The sequence below is a fragment of the Flavobacterium sp. DSR2-3-3 genome (genome assembly GCF_049896585.1).
GTDB lineage: Bacteria > Bacteroidota > Bacteroidia > Flavobacteriales > Flavobacteriaceae > Flavobacterium.
This window is the reverse complement of record NZ_JAFCUP010000003.1, coordinates 173009-192479: the sequence shown is the minus strand read 5'-3', so window position 1 is coordinate 192479 and position 19471 is coordinate 173009. Positions and strand designations below refer to the sequence as shown.

The window sequence follows — 19471 nt, the reverse complement described above, 5'->3', positions numbered from 1 at the left end:
GATTATTTCTTAACTTTCTGTGATGGCTAAGTTAGCATGTCCACTCCTTCAATATTTTCAGATTGTAACTGTCCGATAATTAAATTTTTAAGCCAGTAACTTGATAATTTAGGGAAAATGATTCCGTATTTGCTGAAAATTTCATTTGATTCAATACTCAGATACCTGACATTTCTTTTTTGTGAGAGATACCTGTTTACCCAGATATTATAACCATAAATACATTCGTATTCTTTCTCTGAACCTTTGAAGTAAAGTACGGCATTTTTAAAAGTAACGTCATCAACTATTTTGCATGGATAGCCAATTTGATTCATCATGGACGCTATTTCTTTAATAGAGAAATAAGCAGTGTTTTCTAAATGAATACAATCTAAGTCACAAACTATTTTTTGCAGCGCCATTGATGATATTATATTTGAAATAACATCGACATAAGAAAAAGATATTTTTTCATTATAAGAAGCAGGAATTTGATGTAAGGCCATAATTCCCTTTAATACCTGTATGACTCTGTTGTCCTTTCCATTTTTTTGGAATTTACCGGTTACGGAATGCGCACCTATATGCCCTACCCTATAAACCTTACCTTTTAATCCCTGATCAAAAGCAGTTCTGACCATTTTTTCGGCCTGAAACTTTGATTTTTCATATCCTGAAAGGAATTTTTGATCAATATCAAAATGATGTTCTGAAAAATCCTGCCCCGAAGTTGTGGTATAACCGCTTACCGCTAATGTTGAAATATAATGCAGCGTTTTTGGTTTACCTTCTTTGGCAAAAGAAATAATTTGCTGTGTTCCAAATACATTAGTATCATTTAATTCTTCACATGATTTTACAAGATTAACATTGGCTCCGCAATGAATAACAACATCAATATGATTGGTGAGATAAGTGTAGTCCTCCAGATCTAAATGTTTTTTTGATAAATCTCCCAGTATGATGGTATCACTGACTTTCTCTGCCAGCATTTCTCCCGGGAAATAATAATCAAGCGTGTCTTTTAATTTTTGTTTTGCTTTATATAAGTTTTCTGATTTTACCAGGCAAAACACTTCTGCTTCTTCTAAAATTAAATCTCTTAAAACACTGGATCCTAAAAATCCAGTTGCTCCGGTTAACAAAACTGTTTTGTTGCGCTTTTTAGTTTTTTTATGGATTGGAAAATTCAGCATTGTTTTACCAACCGTGCAAACATTATTATAATACAGTTTTGCAAGATCAGCCAATCCATTATTTTTTTCTAAATTAGTATGAACTGCCAAATGACTTAAAAAAAGATTTGCCAGTTTATGTATTTCAGAACTGGTAAAATAACCTGTGTTAAATTGAATATCAAAAATCAGATTATTGCCAATGAATCTTCCTGTAAAAAACAATTTATATTCGCTGTTGTTTTTATCAGATCTTGTTGGTGCTGTGGTATAATGGGACGGAGTTAATTTAAGAGAGGTATTTTCAAAAGATTCTGAAAATTTCCCTAAATAATTAAAACGAATATCAGCTTTAAGTTTTTTAGTATTTGAAAAAATATCCCTGTGCGAATTGATATTGTTTGCATAATTGGCAATAGGAGTCATAAACTCTTTTAACTTCTGAACGGATCTGTGGTTTTCATCAAAAGCAACCGGAATAGTAGTTGACCACCATGAAACAGATCTGCTCAAATCAATTCCTGCATTTTCATCCGGTCTTCCGTGAAATTCAATATCTACAGAACATTCATCAATATTGTAAAAATCAAAAACAGAACTGACAAAGCCACTTAATAAAAAATCCTGTAATTTTAAATGACTTTCTGACATCATTTCCAATTGCTTCAGTTTTTCAGAATATTCATTAGAAACAACGATGGAAACTACAGAATTAGAGCATTCTGAATTGCTTTGATTTATTGGAATCTTTTTAATTTCATTAGTAATCCCAAAAGGCTTATGCAAATATTTCTCACTTTCTGCTACTATTTCATTTTTTTTATAAAAATGATTTTGAATTTGTTCTTTGCCCACAGGCAATAATTTTCCCTGATATAAAGATTCGTATCTCCATAAAATTTCTTCTAATAAAGTATTCCAGGAAATAGCATCAGTGATTAGATGATGGCTCACGAAAAATAGATAATTAAGATTTTTTCCGGTATCTGTAATCAAGGCTGATTTAAACAAAATACCATCTTCTATAGAAATGCTGTTAACCAAATCATTGGTAATTTGCAATAATTGATCTGTAAATAATTTTTCTGAGTATAAATTATACACCAATAAAGGAGGAGCCGGATTTAAATTGTTTTCCGGAAAGAAACTACCATTTACATTTACAAATTTAAGGTTATAGCTTTCATGGGATTTTAAGGATTCTTCGATGGCTTTGCCAAGTAATTTAATATTAAGTTCACCTTCTATATTAAACAATAATGTTTGTGTATAAGAGTTTAAGTCAAGCGATTTATTTTTTAAGAATGATAATTGAGAACTTGTAAACTTCAAATCAGATGACTCAATGGAATTGTTTAGCGAATGGTTTTTCTGCAATTTGTTTAACGCTACAAAATGTTCAAAAGATGGATTATCGTATAAATCTGTTAAGTTCACATCAAATCCGTTTAATTGCAATTTGCCTATAAACTTGATAGCACTTAGAGAATCTCCTCCAGAATCTAAAAAATGGGTATTAGTGCTTTCCATACCAAATACTTCCTGCCAGCAATACAAAACGTTATCCTCCCAGCTGTTTAGATCTAAATCTTTAAAAAGTTTTGCGTTTTTAGCCAAATGTTCTTTTCTTAATGTTTTAAAATCTATTTTTCCGTTTCCGGTATATATAATTTCATTTTGAATATAAATATGACTTGGAATTTTATAGTCCGGCAGTAATTTTTTCAGCCATAATAAAAGGTCTTCTTTTTTAAGCGTTTCCTCTTCAACAACTTTTATAAAACATTCTATAGAAGCGGTCTCGTTTTCATAAAATGTATTTAATCTGCTGTAAAGTATTTTTGGGTTTTTATTTATCGTTGATTCTATTTCATCCAACTCGACACGATGTCCTCTTATTTTAATCTGATTGTCATCTCTTCTTAAGAATACAAAATTCCCGTCGTCTGACATGCTGCAGATATCTCCGGTTTTATAGCCTCGGTTGTTGGTTTCTTCATTAAAAAAGAACTTTTTGCGTGTTTCATCATCATCATTAAAGTAGCCAATTCCAACGCCCGGGCCTTCAATATACAATTCGCCGGTTCCGTTATTTTCATTCACTAAATAAGCTTTTCCGTTTCCGATAGGTTTTCCAATAGGAACACTATTTTCTGTTCCTAATATTTCTGTGATAGGATATACCAAAGCGCCAACAGTTGTTTCGCTAGGACCATAATGATTTAAAATACTGGAAAATAGTTTTAAATCCTTGATTTGTCTGACTAATTTCAATGGGAGTTTTTCACCGCCCAGTATAAGAAAATCTATTTTATACTCCTTGCCAAAATCTAAAAACGGAAGCATAACTTCTATATGAGACGGAGTCGTTTTAATAAAACTAATTTGTTCTCTTTTTAAGATGGAATTAAAAACAAAAGGATCTCTTGATTCATTTTTGTTAAAAATGTAAAGCATACCTCCTGATATTAAAGCCAATAAGAAATTAGTATGCCCTAAATCTGTCGAAAAATTAGTAACATGTGCAACGTTTAAATGTTCCGGTTTCTTTAAAAGTTCATACAGATTAGTTACATAATGCATCACATTAGCATGCGAGATTTCAATCACTTTAGGAATTCCTGTTGTTCCGCTCGTGGTAATCATATAGCAGACTTCGGCTATTTGACACGATTTTAACGGTTCTTCATTTTCAAGTGAATCAATCAGCTCCGACTCATGAAGAATTTGGGTTGCAGATAGCATTTCTTCTTTATCCTTATCCCAATCTCTTACAATAATATACGATGGCTGCGAAGACTTTAGCTTATTTTTAAGTACCAAAATTTCGTCTTCATCGTCTAATAGTATTGGTATTCCTCCGGCATAAGAAATAGCCCAAAATAACAATATAGTATTGGTATCTTTTTTGGTTAAAAGGCCTATTCTGTCATTTACTTTTACTCCTTCTTTCTTTAATCTTGCAGCCAGTTTAAGCCCAGAATTCTGCAATTCAGAATAAGTATAATGATTACTGTTATCCTTAACCGCAATGCGATCAGAATGATTATTTGCTATATGCCCAAATAAATCGGTTAATTTTTTTTGCGTTTGTATCATTTTAAAAAGAGTCAAATGAATAATTAGTTGAATTATGGATAGGACTGTCTGGTTGGCCTAATCGAAATATTATCTAAGTGCACATTTTCAGGCATTTGAACTAAAAACTGTATCACTTTTGCTACATCGTCACCTATTAATACAGGTCCAATTTCCTCGCAGTAGTTTTCAAACCAATCCATATCGTAACCGGCAGATTCCTGAAAATTGGTAGCAACCAGTCCTGGCTCGATAAGTGTAACGCGTATACCTTTAGGTCCTAACTCTCTTCTTAGCGCTTCGGTTAAACCATGGGTTGCAAATTTTGTAGCTCCGTAAACAGAGTTAAACGGAGAAACATTTCGGCCTATTGTTGAGCCTAATACTACAATATCTGAAGGCGTTTTATTTTCCGGATCATTTTCTCTCGAGGCTATCATAACCTGAGAAATTGCTTTTAATTGATGCTGCAGACCCAGTACATTTATACGCCATAAATTTTCCCATTGCATTTCATCAGAAGTAATTAATGTTCCTGGTAATCCTCTTCCTGCGCAAGCTATAAAAAGACTCGGGCTTAAACCCCAATGTGTCTGACAAGCTTCTATACATTTTTCGAGTGTTTTTTTATCAGTAACATCTCCGGCAACGACTATCGCTATTTCTGCTCCTGCATGTGTATTAATTTCCTGTTTCAGCAAATCCAGTTCCTTTTCATTCCTGCCGTTTAAAACAATTTTAAACCCATCAGAAGCGATACGCAATGCTGTATTTTTACCTATGCCTGAACTTGCACCGGTTATAATTCCTACTCTATTAAAATTTTTCATTTCTATTTTTTTTTGTTTAGTAATCATTAAACTTTATCCCAATTTTTTTTTGGTTAAATTGTTTAAAATTCTTCGCTTATTTCTGAAGTTATGGCATTTAAAAAATCTTCCTGTTCTAAAAATTCCTCTTCACTTATAATTAAATTCAGGCAATCATTCAGTGTCAGGGATTGATCTTCTGATACATTTTCCAGTAATTTTTTAAAACCTGTAATTACGTCTTCAATATCGTTTTTATCAAATAAATCGATATTATAGGTAAAACGGCATTGCAGGTTATTTTGAAACAAATCAAATTCAAATAAAAGATCGTATTTACTGGTTGCATCTTCTTCTGTATATTGGCCATCTTTGATTACATTCTCATTGATTTCTTCATATTCATTCAAAGTAAGCATCACATCAAAAAGCGGACTTCTGGACAAATCTCTTCCTGCATTCAAATCTTCTAATAAAACATCAAATGGATAAGACTGATTATCAAAACAAGCCAAAGTGGTTTCTTTAATTGTTTCAACAAAATGCTGATACGGTTGATCTTCTTCTAAAGATATACTCAATGGTAGCGTATTAACATAAAAACCAACCTGATGATCCAAATCCGGATGAATCCTTCCTGAAACAGGACTTCCTATAATAATCTCTTTTTGAAGAGAATTTCTGTATAAAACCATTGCTGCAATACCCAGCAGATTCAGGAAAGGAGTTGTTCCTGTAGTCTTTGATAATTTTATAAAATTTTCAAACGCATTCCCATCAATGAGATACGTCAGCATCGATCCGTTGTATGTTTTAAGATTAGGTCGCTTGTTTGTAAAATTCAGCTCCAACTGTGGTATTTCGCCCTGAAACTGATTTTTCCAAAAAGTTTTCTGCTTCTGGTAATCATCTCCCTTAACTGTTTTTAGCTGCCAGATTGTAAAGTCTTTGTATTGAATGCGCAAATCCGGAAGCATTGGTTTTTCTGAATTTAGAAAAGCATTGTAAAAAGCCATTACATCACTTTTAAGAACTTTGTAAGACCATCCGTCAAAAATGATGTGGTGCAGATTACTATAAAAAACAAAAGTCTTTTCTTCAACTTTCAGCAAAGTAAATCGTACCAATGGCCCATTTTTTATATCAAACGGCTTAAACGAATCTTTATAAACATAATCAAATACTTCGTTATAAGGATTTTTGCTTTGGGTAAAATCATAAGAACTTATTTTAAGATCTAATACTTCAGACGTTTTAACACGCTGGCTGAAATTTCCATCGTAATCTTCTTCAAATACCGTTCTTAAAATTTCATGTCTTTCTACTACTGCATGCAAAGCCTGAATAAAGAAATCCGGATCGTAACCATCTTTCAGTACTAATGTGGTTGGAATATTGTAAGCCACAGAACTTTCTTTTATCTGGCTTAATGGCAATAATCTCCTTTGCGCAAATGAAACCGGATAACCTGACTGCTCGGGAAATACCGGAATCTTATTATTTAAATCAACTTCCAGAGAAGTAATATACTGTGCTTGCGCTAACAATGTAGGTTTGGTGAAAATTTCGCTTATTTTAAAATTAACCTCAAATTCTTCTTTTATTTTTGTAATCAATTTCATAGCCTTAATACTATGTCCCCCTATTTCAAAAAAATTATCGCTTGCTCCTACTTTATCAATTGCCAGAACTTCTTTCCAGATAGCTGCTAGTTTAATTTCGATTTCAGTTTCCGGTGCTACATATTCCGTTTCAATCAAATCCGTATAGGTTATCGCAGGAAGGGCATTTTTATCTGCTTTTCCGTTTGAAGTTAAAGGAATCGAATCAATCTGCATATAATAACCGGGCAACATATAATCAGGCAGTTTTTTTGATATAAATTCCTGAATTTGTTTTTTGTCTGTTTTTTGGTCTGCCACATAATAAGCAACAATATATTTATCGCCTTCCTTTTCATTTATAACGACAACTGATTGTCTTATTCCTTTAAGATCAGCAATATTTCTTTCAATCTCTCCCAATTCTATTCTGTGTCCTCTAATTTTTACCTGGTCATCATTTCTTCCCAAATAGATTACATCTCCGTTGGGCAGCCATTTTCCTAAATCGCCGGTATTGTACATTATTGTCCCGGAAACAAAAGGATTTTCGATGAATTTTTCAGCTGTTAATTCCGGTTTGTTCAGATATCCTCTTGACAAACCGTCGCCTGCTACATATAAAGTTCCTGCAACCCCAACCGGCACCGGCTTAAGATATTCGTCTAAAATATAAGCAGTACTGTTTTCAATAGGTTTTCCTATAGGAATTGAAGTTGTTTCGCTATTTTTAATTTCATGCGTTAAAGAAAATGTGGTGTTTTCTGTAGGTCCATATCCATTTGTTATTTTTATACCTTCAAAAGCACTGAATAGTTTTTGGGTATGTACGGGAGATACCACATCGCCTCCTGCGATCAGATGGTCAATGGTTTCAAAAACACTAATGTCGCTGTCTGTAACCTGACTAAACCATGAAGCTGTCATCCAGAGACAATTGACTTTATTTTTTTTTATGATGGCTTTTAAACTTGTTATTTCTAAAAGGTCATCTTGTTTTGCAATTATTAGTTTCGCCCCATTTAATAAGGTGCCAAAAAACTCTATTATGGTTGCATCAAAAGAAATTGCTCCAGTACTTAAAAGCGTTCTGTTTTCATTCAATGGAAAATAAGCAACCGGTTTTACCAGTCTCACTACACTTTTGTGTTCTACCATTACGCCTTTAGGATTTCCTGTAGTTCCTGAGGTATAAATTACATATGCTAAATCATCAGAGGAATTTACTAATGGCAAATTGTCTTTTGTATTTTCTTTTTTTATGGCTTTAAAAAGATTCCATTCAGCAGTATCAACAATTATTTTGCAACGCGTATCTTCTTCAATGTATTTTATTCTGTCTTCAGGATAATTGGTATCAATAGGTACATAGGCACCTCCGGATTTTAAGATTCCCAGGATAGCAATAATTAATTCTTCACTCCTTCCCAATTTTATTCCAACAAAATCATCCGGCTTAACCTGATAATTATCTCTTAAATAATGCCCAAGTTCATTTGCCTGCTCATTCAGCTCTTTGTATGTAAGTTCTTTATCCTCAAAAACAACGGCAATATGACCCGGTGTTTTGGAAACTTGTTCTTCAAATAATGCTATTATCGATTTATCTCCTGGATATACAACATCTGTGTTATTAAAATCAACTAAAATCTGCTGTTTTTCTTGAGGACTTAAATAATCAATCTGTTGAATTTTAGTTTCGGGGTGCTCTATCATTGCACATAATAGCTTCTCAAAATGAGTTGCTATTTTTTCTACAAAAGATAAGTCGTAAATATCTGTGTTGTAATTGATTTCTAAAGACAAATAATCCGTTTCTGTGAAAGAGAAAACAAAATCAAATTTTGATGTTTTATCCGTTAATTGATACTCTTTAAACTCCAATCCTTCTAACTTACCGCTTTTAAAATTATTAAGTTTCGACTGGCTCTGAAGCACCACAATAACATCAAACAAGGCTGATCTGCTATTGTCACGTTTTAGTTCCAGTTTATCTACCAGTTCATCAAACGGGTAACCCTGATGTTCATAACTGTCCAATATCACTTCTTTTTCATGATGCAATAAATCCAAGAAACTGAAATCCTTATCCATTTTTGTACGCAAAGCCAAAGTATTCAGGTAAAGCCCAATCTGGTTCTCTAAATCCGGATGTTCTCTCCCTGCAATTGGCGAACCAATTATTATATCCTGTTGTCCGGTATATCGGTTCAATAGTGTATTGATTCCGGCCATCAGGGTCATGAATAAAGTAGCATCGTGTTTTTGTGAAAAAGCTGTTAATTTCCCTAAAAACGCATTGGAGAATTGGTAATTCAGAAAATCTCCGATATACGTTTTTACCAATGGACGTTTTTTATAGCCCGGCAATTCGAGTACAGGAAGCGAACCTGAAAACTGATTTAACCAATAATTTTCAGATGCCTTATAACGTTCTTGCTGCGATTCCTGGTTTAACCATCCCGCATAATCTTTATACTGGATTCTTAATTCCGGTAAGTTTATTTCTTTTGACTGGACCAGGGAATTGTAAATTGTTACTATTTCCCTAACCAATAATTCTGATGACCAGCCGTCTCCTATAATATGGTGCATCGTCATGAAAAACACATAGTCCTGATCTGCTGATTTAATCAATGAAACTCTAAGTAAAGGTGCTTGTTCCAAATTAAAAGCAATCGCATTTTGTCTGGCTAGATAATTGGCTACAGCTGTTTCTTTTTCGGTGTCCAGACTGAAATCAATATAGTTTAGGTTAAAGTTTAACTCTTCCGCAGAAGTGATAAACTGATGTACCTCACCGTTTTCATTTAACCGGAATGAAGTGCGCAAAATCTCATGTCTGTTGATTAAGAAAAGGAAAGATTCTTCGAATTTTGACACCTCCAGATCTCCTTTAAGCTTTAAAGCAACAGGCATATTATAGGCCAACGAAGTACCTTCGAGCTGATTTACTACCCAAAATCTGTTTTGTGAAGCCGTTAACGGATAAGAAGCTGCCTCTTTTACTAGTGGAATTTCATTACCGCTGTTTTTTGATAAAATAGCTGAAAAATAAGCGATAATATCCTGTTTGTGTTTTTTGAGTAATTCAAGGGTTTCATCCTCAATATGATTATTGAGCAAAACAATTTCGAGCTGATCATTGTTCAGCTTCAGCGTTACACCTTCTTCTCTTAATCTTTTAATAAATAAACGAACTTCCATATGTTTTTATATAAAAATTTTTGTCGCAGAGTCTTCTAAAACAGCTTCTTCAAACCATTTTGCATTTTCTATGTTTAAGGCAAGAATTTCAATTGTAGGAGACATAAAAATCTCTTTTATGTTAATCAATACATCAAACTGTTTGTTAATTCGATTAATGAGCTGCCCAACAATCAGACTATGTCCGCCTAATTCAAAGAAATTATCAGTTATTCCAATTTTATCAACTTTCAATACTTCTTTCCAGATTTCTACCAGCTTCTCTTCTGTTTCATTTCTTGGTGCTACGTATTCTTTCTTTATAACATCTTCACCTGATATGCCTGGCAATGCTTTTCGGTCTATCTTACCATTCGGAGTCAGCGGCATACTTTCTAATTGCACATAATAACCAGGAATCATAAACTCGGGCAGAACAGCCTGAAGATAATTTCTCAACTTTCCTTTATCAATGTCTTCTGAAGCTACATAATAAGCAGCCAATGCCTGGGTTGATTTTATTTCTTTGGCTTCTAAAATAACCTGTTTTACTGATTCTGAATATTTGGAAATAGTCGTTTCAATTTCACCCAATTCAATTCTATAGCCACGTATCTTGACCTGATGGTCTTTTCTTCCTATAAATTCTATTTTACCATCTGGCAGCCAGTATCCTAAATCACCAGTATCATACATGATACCTCCTTCCATAAAAGGATTGGCTATAAATTTTTCTGCTGTCAGTTCCGCTTTATTCAAATATCCTCTTGTCACTCCTTTTCCTGAAAGATATATTTTACCGGTTACGCCAGTTGGTACAGGAGAAAGCGATTCATTCAGTATCCATGCCTGTGTATTGGTGATAGGACGCCCTATAGAAATAGTTCTGTGATTTTTTGAAGTAATCAAATAACTGGTACTGTACGTAGTATCTTCAGTTGGTCCATAAAGATTTCTAACTTCTATCGATTCTAACGGTAATTGATCTACAATATCCGTAGGCAATATTTCTCCGGCCATATTAAGTACTTTAATATTCCCTAAAGAAATTTTATCTTCTAATAATTTTCTGATTACCGATGGAACTGTATTCAATAACACATTCTTATCACTATGGGAATAAGTGGCTATATCTAATGCATTTTTTAATACTCGTAACGTTCTTCCTGTAGTTAAAGTGAAGAAAAATTCATAAACAGATAAATCAAAACAGTACGAGGTAACGGCATAAACCATATCAAATGAGCTTTGAGCATATTCATCTTTTGACCAGTCAATCAATGCAACAGCATTGCTGTGCTCCACCATTACTCCTTTAGGATTTCCGGTAGTACCGGAGGTATAAATCACATAGGCCAGATTATTTGGTGTATTGTTTTTTTGGATATTCAATGGCGAATATTGCTGCTGTTCCTGATAAAACAATTCCAAAACTGCCTCATCAATAATCAGTTTGCTGTTGCTGTCCTTTTCAATATAGTCAATTCTGGACTGCGGATAGGTAAGATCGATAGGGACATATGCCCCTCCGGATTTCAGGATTCCAAATATGGCTACCATCATACGTTCGCTTCGCTCCAGTTTGATCCCGATAAGGTCATCAGGCTCAATGGCATAATGTTTTCTCAAATACCCTGCAAGCTGGTTGGACTGCTCGTTCAGCGAACGATAGCTCAGTTCCTTGTCCTCAAAAACAACAGCAATTTGATCCGGTGTTTTTTCCGTCTGTTCTTCAAACAGATCGATAATCGTCCTGTCTTTGGAATATTCCGCAAAGGTATCGTTGAATGTTTCTGTTACCTGAAGTTGCTCCTCAGCGGTAATATAGGACAGTTCTTCTACCGTAAGGGACGTTTCTTCCATTGCCTGGGTCATTAAAAGTTCCCGGTGGGCAAACATTCTCTCTATAAGCAAACTATCGTAAAGATCTGTATTGTACTGTATCGTTAGGGATAAACCTTCTTCTCTTTCTATAAAAACAAAGCTTACGTCAAACTGTGAGGTTTTGCTTTTAAACTCGTAATTCCTGATTTCCAATCCTGTCAGTCCATCACCGTTTACCAGATTTTTCAGCTGGCCCTGATTTTGCAGCACCACCATCACATCAAAAAGTGCAGAACGGCTCATGTCCCTTTTCAGGTTCAGGTTTCCGATCAGGTCATCAAATGGATAATTCTGATGCTGGTAGGCTTCCAGTAAGGTCTGTTTTTCCTGGTTTAAGACTTGCCAGAAATTTACTTTCTCCCCAAATTGGGTTCTCACGGCAAGTGTATTAAGGTAAAGTCCTGCCTGATTCTCCAGATCAGGATGCTCCCTTCCGGCTATTGGCGTACCGATGATAATATCATTCTGGCCCGTATATCGGTAAAGAAGTGTTTTTACCCCTGCCATCAAAGTCATAAACAATGTGGCGTCCTGGGTTTTTGAATAGGTTTTTAGCTTATCGGAGAAGGACTGTGAAAAAGTACGGTTGACACTGTCTCCTTTATAGCTTTGTGTTAAAGGGCGTTTGCTGAAACTCGGAAGGTCCAATACGGGAATTTCCCCTGAGAACTGAGACAGCCAGAATTCTTTGGATTGCTGGTGTTTTTCCTGCTGCAGTTCCTGGTTAAGCCAAACGGCATAATCTTTATACTGAATATTTAATACCGGAAGGTCAATTTCGAATCCATAGTTTAAACCATTATAGATTTGTACGACTTCTGAAACCAGTAATTCCAAAGACCAGCCGTCTCCGATAATATGGTGCATCGATAAAAAGAAAACGTGTTTCTGCTTATCAAGAGCCAAAAGTCCGGCGCGAAGCAAAGGTGCCTGCTCCAGGTCAAAGGCAATATTGCCTTGGTTCTGAAGGTAATCCGATACTGTTTGCTCTTTATTATTAACTAAACTGAAATCTTCATGGATCAGTTTAAAAGCAACGGAGTTTGCAGGTAAAATATGCTGGCGTACCAATCCTGAGTCATCGGCTTTGAAACCCGTTCTTAGTATTTCATGTCGTTCGATTACTTTTTGGAAAGAAGCTTCGAATTTTTCCTTATCCAAATGACCTGATAATTCAAGGGCAAACGGAATATTATAGGCCAGTGAACCCCCGTCAAGCTGGCTTAAAAGCCAAAGCCTGTTCTGGGAAGCCGTTACAGGATAACTGTCCTGCAAAGGAGCCTTTTCTATGGATACATAACCTTCTTCTTCTTTGAGTTGCTGTCCAAGACCTTCGATGGTAGGATTTGAAAAGAAATCACTGAAGTAAACTTTTCGGTTTAATTGTTTCTGGATTCGGTTTATAACCTGAGCGGCAACAAGACTGTGGCCTCCAAGTTCAAAAAAGTTATCGGTGATTCCTACTTGGTCCAGTGAAAGAACTTCCTGCCAGATTGCGGCAAGTTCCTGTTCTGTTGCATTTCGGGGTGCCGCATATTCTTTTCGGATTAAGTCTTCTCCGCTGATGCCCGGAAGTGCCTTGCGGTCTGTTTTTCCGTTTGGGGTCAGGGGAAGAGTCTCCAATGCAATATAAAATCCCGGAACCATATATTCGGGTAATTTTCCCTGAAGGTATTTTCGAACAGAAGATTTGTCAAGTTCTTGCGTGCTCACGTAATAAGCAACCAGCACTTTCTCGCCATTGACTTCTTTTACCGCTACGACTGTTTGTTTCAAATCGGAAGTATATTGCAGTAAGGCCGTTTCGATCTCGCCAAGTTCAATCCTGAAACCGCGAACCTTAACCTGATGGTCGATTCTGCCCATGTATTCTATATTACCGTCTGCACGCCAGTAAGCTAAATCGCCTGTATCATACATTCTTTCACCTTCGATAAAAGGATTGTTCACGAATTTCTCTGTTGTCAGTTCCGGTTGATTTACATAACCTCTCGCTAAACCTACTCCTGAAATATATAATCTTCCAACAATTCCAACTGGAAGTGGCTGTAAATCATTATTTAAAACAAACAATTGAATATTTTCAATTGGTTTTCCGATAGGAACCGATAACAGATTTTCTGAACAATTGAAATAGCTCACATCAATTGTAGCTTCAGTCGGGCCGTATAGATTTACTAATGAGACATTTGGTAATTGAATAAAGAAACTGCGGTTTTGGTCAACCGTTAAGGCTTCTCCACTTGCAAATACTGTTTTAAGGCTTTTTAAATTTTGGATTTCATTTTTGTTTTCTTCTAAATAATCTAAAAACAGATTTAACATGGAAGGCACAAAATGAAGGACTGAGACTTTATATTTTTTAATATGGTCAATAATTTCTTTTGGACTTTTTTGTCCGTCAGGTTTTAATACACATAATTTAGATCCTGTAAATGAAAACCAGAATAATTCCCATACAGAAACATCAAATGAATAACTTGTTTTTTGTAGAATAACATCATCTTCAGTATTTGGATAAAAATTTTGCATCCACTCCAAACGATTTACTAAAGCGGTATGCTCCACCATTACTCCTTTAGGATTTCCGGTAGTACCGGAGGTATAAATCACATAGGCCAGATTATTTGGTGTATTGTTTTTTTGGATATTCAATGGCGAATATTGCTGCTGTTCCTGATAAAACAATTCCAAAACTGCCTCATCAATAATCAGTTTGCTGTTGCTGTCCTTTTCAATATAGTCAATTCTGGACTGCGGATAGGTAAGATCGATAGGGACATATGCCCCTCCGGATTTCAGGATTCCAAATATGGCTACCATCATACGTTCGCTTCGCTCCAGTTTGATCCCGATAAGGTCATCAGGCTCAATGGCATAATGTTTTCTCAAATACCCTGCAAGCTGGTTGGACTGCTCGTTCAGCGAACGATAGCTCAGTTCCTTGTCCTCAAAAACAACAGCAATTTGATCCGGTGTTTTTTCCGTCTGTTCTTCAAACAGATCGATAATCGTCCTGTCTTTGGAATATTCCGCAAAGGTATCGTTGAATGTTTCTGTTACCTGAAGTTGCTCCTCAGCGGTAATATAGGACAGTTCTTCTACCGTAAGGGACGTTTCTTCCATTGCCTGGGTCATTAAAAGTTCCAGGTGGGCAAACATTCTCTCTATAAGCAAACTATCGTAAAGATCTGTATTGTACTGTATCGTTAGGGATAAACCTTCTTCTCTTTCTATAAAAACAAAGCTTACGTCAAACTGTGAGGTTTTGCTTTTAAACTCGTAATTCCTGATTTCCAATCCTGTCAGTCCATCACCGTTTACCAGATTTTTCAGCTGGCCCTGATTTTGCAGCACCACCATCACATCAAAAAGTGCAGAACGGCTCATGTCCCTTTTCAGGTTCAGGTTTCCGATCAGGTCATCAAATGGATAATTCTGATGCTGGTAGGCTTCCAGTAAGGTCTGTTTTTCCTGGTTTAAGACTTGCCAGAAATTTACTTTCTCCCCAAATTGGGTTCTCACGGCAAGTGTATTAAGGTAAAGTCCTGCCTGATTCTCCAGATCAGGATGCTCCCTTCCGGCTATTGGCGTACCGATGATAATATCATTCTGGCCCGTATATCGGTAAAGAAGTGTTTTTACCCCTGCCATCAAAGTCATAAACAATGTGGCGTCCTGGGTTTTTGAATAGGTTTTTAGCTTATCGGAGAAGGACTGTGAAAAAGTACGGTTGACACTGTCTCCTTTATAGCTTTGTGTTAAAGGGCGTTTGCTGAAACTCGGAAGGTCCAATACGGGAATTTCCCCTGAGAACTGAGACAGCCAGAATTCTTTGGATTGCTGGTGTTTTTCCTGCTGCAGTTCCTGGTTAAGCCAAACGGCATAATCTTTATACTGAATATTTAATACCGGAAGGTCAATTTCGAATCCATAGTTTAAACCATTATAGATTTGTACGACTTCTGAAACCAGTAATTCCAAAGACCAGCCGTCTCCGATAATATGGTGCATCGATAAAAAGAAAACGTGTTTCTGCTTATCAAGAGCCAAAAGTCCGGCGCGAAGCAAAGGTGCCTGCTCCAGGTCAAAGGCAATATTGCCTTGGTTCTGAAGGTAATCCGATACTGTTTGCTCTTTATTATTAACTAAACTGAAATCTTCATGGATCAGTTTAAAAGCAACGGAGTTTGCAGGTAAAATATGCTGGCGTACCAATCCTGAGTCATCGGCTTTGAAACCCGTTCTTAGTATTTCATGTCGTTCGATTACTTTTTGGAAAGAAGCTTCGAATTTTTCCTTATCCAAATGACCTGATAATTCAAGGGCAAACGGAATATTATAGGCCAGTGAACCCCCGTCAAGCTGGCTTAAAAGCCAAAGCCTGTTCTGGGAAGCCGTTACAGGATAACTGTCCTGCAAAGGAGCCTTTTCTATGGATACATAACCTTCTTCTTCTTTGAGTTGCTGTCCAAGACCTTCGATGGTAGGATTTGAAAAGAAATCCCTGAAGGAAACTTTTCGGTTTAATTGTTTCTGGATTCGGTTTATAACCTGAGCGGCAACAAGACTGTGGCCTCCAAGTTCAAAAAAGTTATCGGTGATTCCTACTTGGTCCAGTGAAAGAACTTCCTGCCAGATTGCGGCAAGTTCCTGTTCTGTTGCATTTCGGGGTGCCGCATATTCTTTTCGGATTAAGTCTTCTCCGCTGATGCCCGGAAGTGCCTTGCGGTCTGTTTTTCCGTTTGGGGTCAGGGGAAGAGTCTCCAATGCAATATAAAATCCCGGAACCATATATTCGGGTAATTTTCCCTGAAGGTATTTTCGAACAGAAGATTTGTCAAGTTCTTGCGTGCTCACGTAATAAGCAACCAGCACTTTCTCGCCATTGACTTCTTTTACCGCTACGACTGTTTGTTTCAAATCGGAAGTATATTGCAGTAAGGCCGTTTCGATCTCGCCAAGTTCAATCCTGAAACCGCGAACCTTAACCTGATGGTCGATTCTGCCCATGTATTCTATATTACCGTCTGCACGCCAGTAAGCTAAATCGCCTGTACGATACATTTTTTCACCTTCAAAAAAAGGATTGTTCACGAATTTCTCTGCTGTCAGTTCCGGTTGATTCAAATAACCTACAGAAAGTCCTTTCCCGCTTATGCAAAGTTCTCCCAAAACTCCTACAGGAGCTAATTGGTTGCTTTCCGGTTCTATAATATATACTTGTCTGTTAGAAACAGGCTTTCCGATTGGAATGGCATTTTGTTGTTCTGTTACGAGATAATAAGTAGCACAAACTGTACTTTCTGTTGGGCCGTAGGTATTGTACACAGCAATGTTTTTCCACAAATTGCTTATGTAATCCGGTTGTAAAACGTCTCCACCACTAATTAGTGTTCTAATTTTAAGATCATATTGTTGATGAGTTCCGTTTAAGTGTTGCAATGCATACGGATTTGTACTCAGAACGGTTATATTTCGGCGTTCACAAAGACGGAATAATGTTTCGAAATCACCTTTTCCTTCATATATCGTCAGAGTTCCTCCACTAATAAGGATCGGAAATATTTCTTCTATCGAAGTATCAAAAGAAATACTGGCCTGTTGCAGGATGCTGTCTTCTGATGACAATTGAAAGTAATCTTTAAAAGTTATTGCATAATCTGCCAAAGAAGCATGGGTTATTTGCACTCCTTTCGGGTTTCCTGTCGATCCGGAAGTGTAAATTACATAAGCTAAATCTTTTAGAGTTATGTCAGATGTGTATGTTCCGCTATAGGTATGGGACGTATTTTTAAATTCTTCCAATACGGCATCAGTGATCGTCAGCTTGCAGCCACTATCCTGTTGTATGTAACTTTTTCTTTCTTCAGGATACGCCGGATCTATTGGTATATATATGGCACCTGTTTTTAATACAGCTAAGATTGTAATTATAGTCCAGGAATTTCTTTCTAACGCAATTCCGATAAAATCACCTTTTTTGACATGAAGTTGTTGTTCCAGATGATTTGCAAGTCTATTGCTGTATTCTTCTAAAAGCGTATAACTTATTTCTTCTTCCTGATAAAGGAGTGCTGTCTGGTTTGGGTTTTCAGCAGCTGCTGATTTTATAAGATCAAGTATTAACGATTTTTCATAAGAAACATTCTTCTTATTAAATTCGGTAAGTATTTTATTTTTTTCTGCCCAAGTTACAATCTCAATTGCATTTATCCCCTGATTTGGTTTTTGCAAACCTGATTTTACAAATCGTTCAAAATGATCCAAAAGACCTGTTATAAAACTTTGGTTATAAATGTCTGTATTGTATTCTACACTTAACGACAGGCCATCTTCTTTTTCTACAAAAACAAAACTGATATCAAGCTGGCTGACTCCTCTTTCGATTTCATTATATTCAGAAGCAACTACTCCATTTATTCCTTTTTGATCATTGATTTCAAGTCCCTGATGATTTTGCAATAAAACCATAATATCAAACAAGGCTGATCTGCTTTGATCTTTAGGAATTGTTAAGTGGTTGACTAACGCTGTAAAAGGATATTCTTTATTTTCGTATGCTTTTAAAAGTGTTTCTTTTTGTTTGTGCATCAAATGCAGGAAACTATCTTCTTTTTCAAACTGAGTACGTATTGGTAAGGCATTAGAATAAAGTCCTATTTGGTGCTCAAAATCAGCATGTTCTCTTCCGGCAACAGTAGTTCCTAGTGTGATGTCGCTCTGACCTGTATATTTGGAAAACAATCCGTTCAGTCCACCCATTAGCAACATGAACAGCGTCATTTGCTGCTCTTTGGCGAATGCATTTAACTCCCCTAAAAACTGTTTAGAAAATTCATGATTGTGTATACGTCCATTATAGGTTTTGATAGCCGGACGTTTTTCCTTAATCAAATCCAGCACAGGAGATTTTGTTTGAAACAGTTGTTTCCAGTATTGTAATTTTACTATATATTCAGGACTTGCAAGCTTTTCATTAAGCCATTCGCTGTAGTCTTTGTATTGTACAGAAAGTTCGGGTAATTCTATTGCCTGCGCACTTGCCAGACTGTTGTAAATAAGCATGACTTCTCTGGTCAGTAATTGCAATGACCAGCCATCTCCTATTATATGATGCAATATAAACAACAGAATATGTTCCTCTTCACTGCTTTTTAATAAGGTAGCACTTAACAAAAGGTCTTTTTCTAAATCAAAAGCTTTTTGGTATTCTTGTTTAATTTGATTGTGAAGTTGCTCAACTGAAAAATGCTGAAACGTTACAGTTTGTAGCTTAAACTCGGTTTTTTCCTTTGTTAGGATATACTGTTGTATTTCTTCTTTTTCATTTTTTCTAAAAATGGTTCTGAGTGATTCGTGGCGTGCTATAACCTGCTGGAATGCTTTTTCAAGAAGCATTTCATTTAGTCTTCCTTGCAGCTTCAATGTTGAAGTAATATTATATGCTCTGTCTCCTCCAAGATATTCATGGGTAAACCACATAAAATATTGCGTTGGAGTTAATGCATAGCTTTCCTTTACCTCAGCTTTAGGAATGGATATACTGATAGATATTAGATTCATTAAATACGCCTTGTGTTCTTTAATCTCTTCTAATAATTCTTTTGTCAATACGCCTTTAGGCGCATTAACTTTAAGGTTACCATCAGTTATTTTCAGCTGAACTCCAAACGAAAGAAGTTTATGTAGAATGTCATTTTTCATAAAAAATTGTTTAACCTGGTATTCCCAGATTTGTATTTTTATTTTTTTT

General features: G+C 35.9%; 4 protein-coding genes. All 4 read right to left on the bottom strand.

Going from position 1 to position 19471, the window contains the following annotated elements:
- Positions 1–26: 26 nt before the first annotated feature.
- Positions 27–4256 (bottom strand): AMP-binding protein, encoded by a 4230-nt coding sequence (locus ACP7AQ_RS05755; RefSeq protein WP_426094740.1) that lies wholly within the window; start codon positions 4254–4256, stop codon positions 27–29.
- A gap of 32 nt (positions 4257–4288) precedes the next feature.
- Entirely contained in the window at positions 4289–5065 is a 777-nt protein-coding gene (locus ACP7AQ_RS05750; RefSeq protein WP_426094739.1) for an SDR family oxidoreductase, read from the bottom strand.
- A 62-nt stretch (positions 5066–5127) separates the two neighbouring features.
- Positions 5128–9852, bottom strand: a complete 4725-nt coding sequence (locus tag ACP7AQ_RS05745) for an amino acid adenylation domain-containing protein (RefSeq protein ID WP_426094738.1) — start codon at positions 9850–9852, stop codon at positions 5128–5130.
- A 6-nt stretch (positions 9853–9858) separates the two neighbouring features.
- Positions 9859–19422 carry an amino acid adenylation domain-containing protein gene (locus ACP7AQ_RS05740; RefSeq protein ID WP_426094737.1) on the bottom strand — a complete coding sequence of 3188 codons (9564 nt, stop codon included), beginning with the start codon at positions 19420–19422 and terminating at the stop codon, positions 9859–9861.
- Between the last annotated feature and the right edge of the window lie 49 nt (positions 19423–19471).

Bases quoted from the DNA above. Each gene is read 5' to 3' on its own strand.
- ACP7AQ_RS05755 (WP_426094740.1), bottom strand. From the start codon at position 4,256: ATGATACAAACGCAAAAAAAATTAACCGATTTATTTGGGCATATAGCA.
- ACP7AQ_RS05750 (WP_426094739.1), bottom strand. From the start codon at position 5,065: ATGAAAAATTTTAATAGAGTAGGAATTATAACCGGTGCAAGTTCAGGC.
- ACP7AQ_RS05745 (WP_426094738.1), bottom strand. From the start codon at position 9,852: ATGGAAGTTCGTTTATTTATTAAAAGATTAAGAGAAGAAGGTGTAACG.
- ACP7AQ_RS05740 (WP_426094737.1), bottom strand. From the start codon at position 19,422: ATGAAAAATGACATTCTACATAAACTTCTTTCGTTTGGAGTTCAGCTG.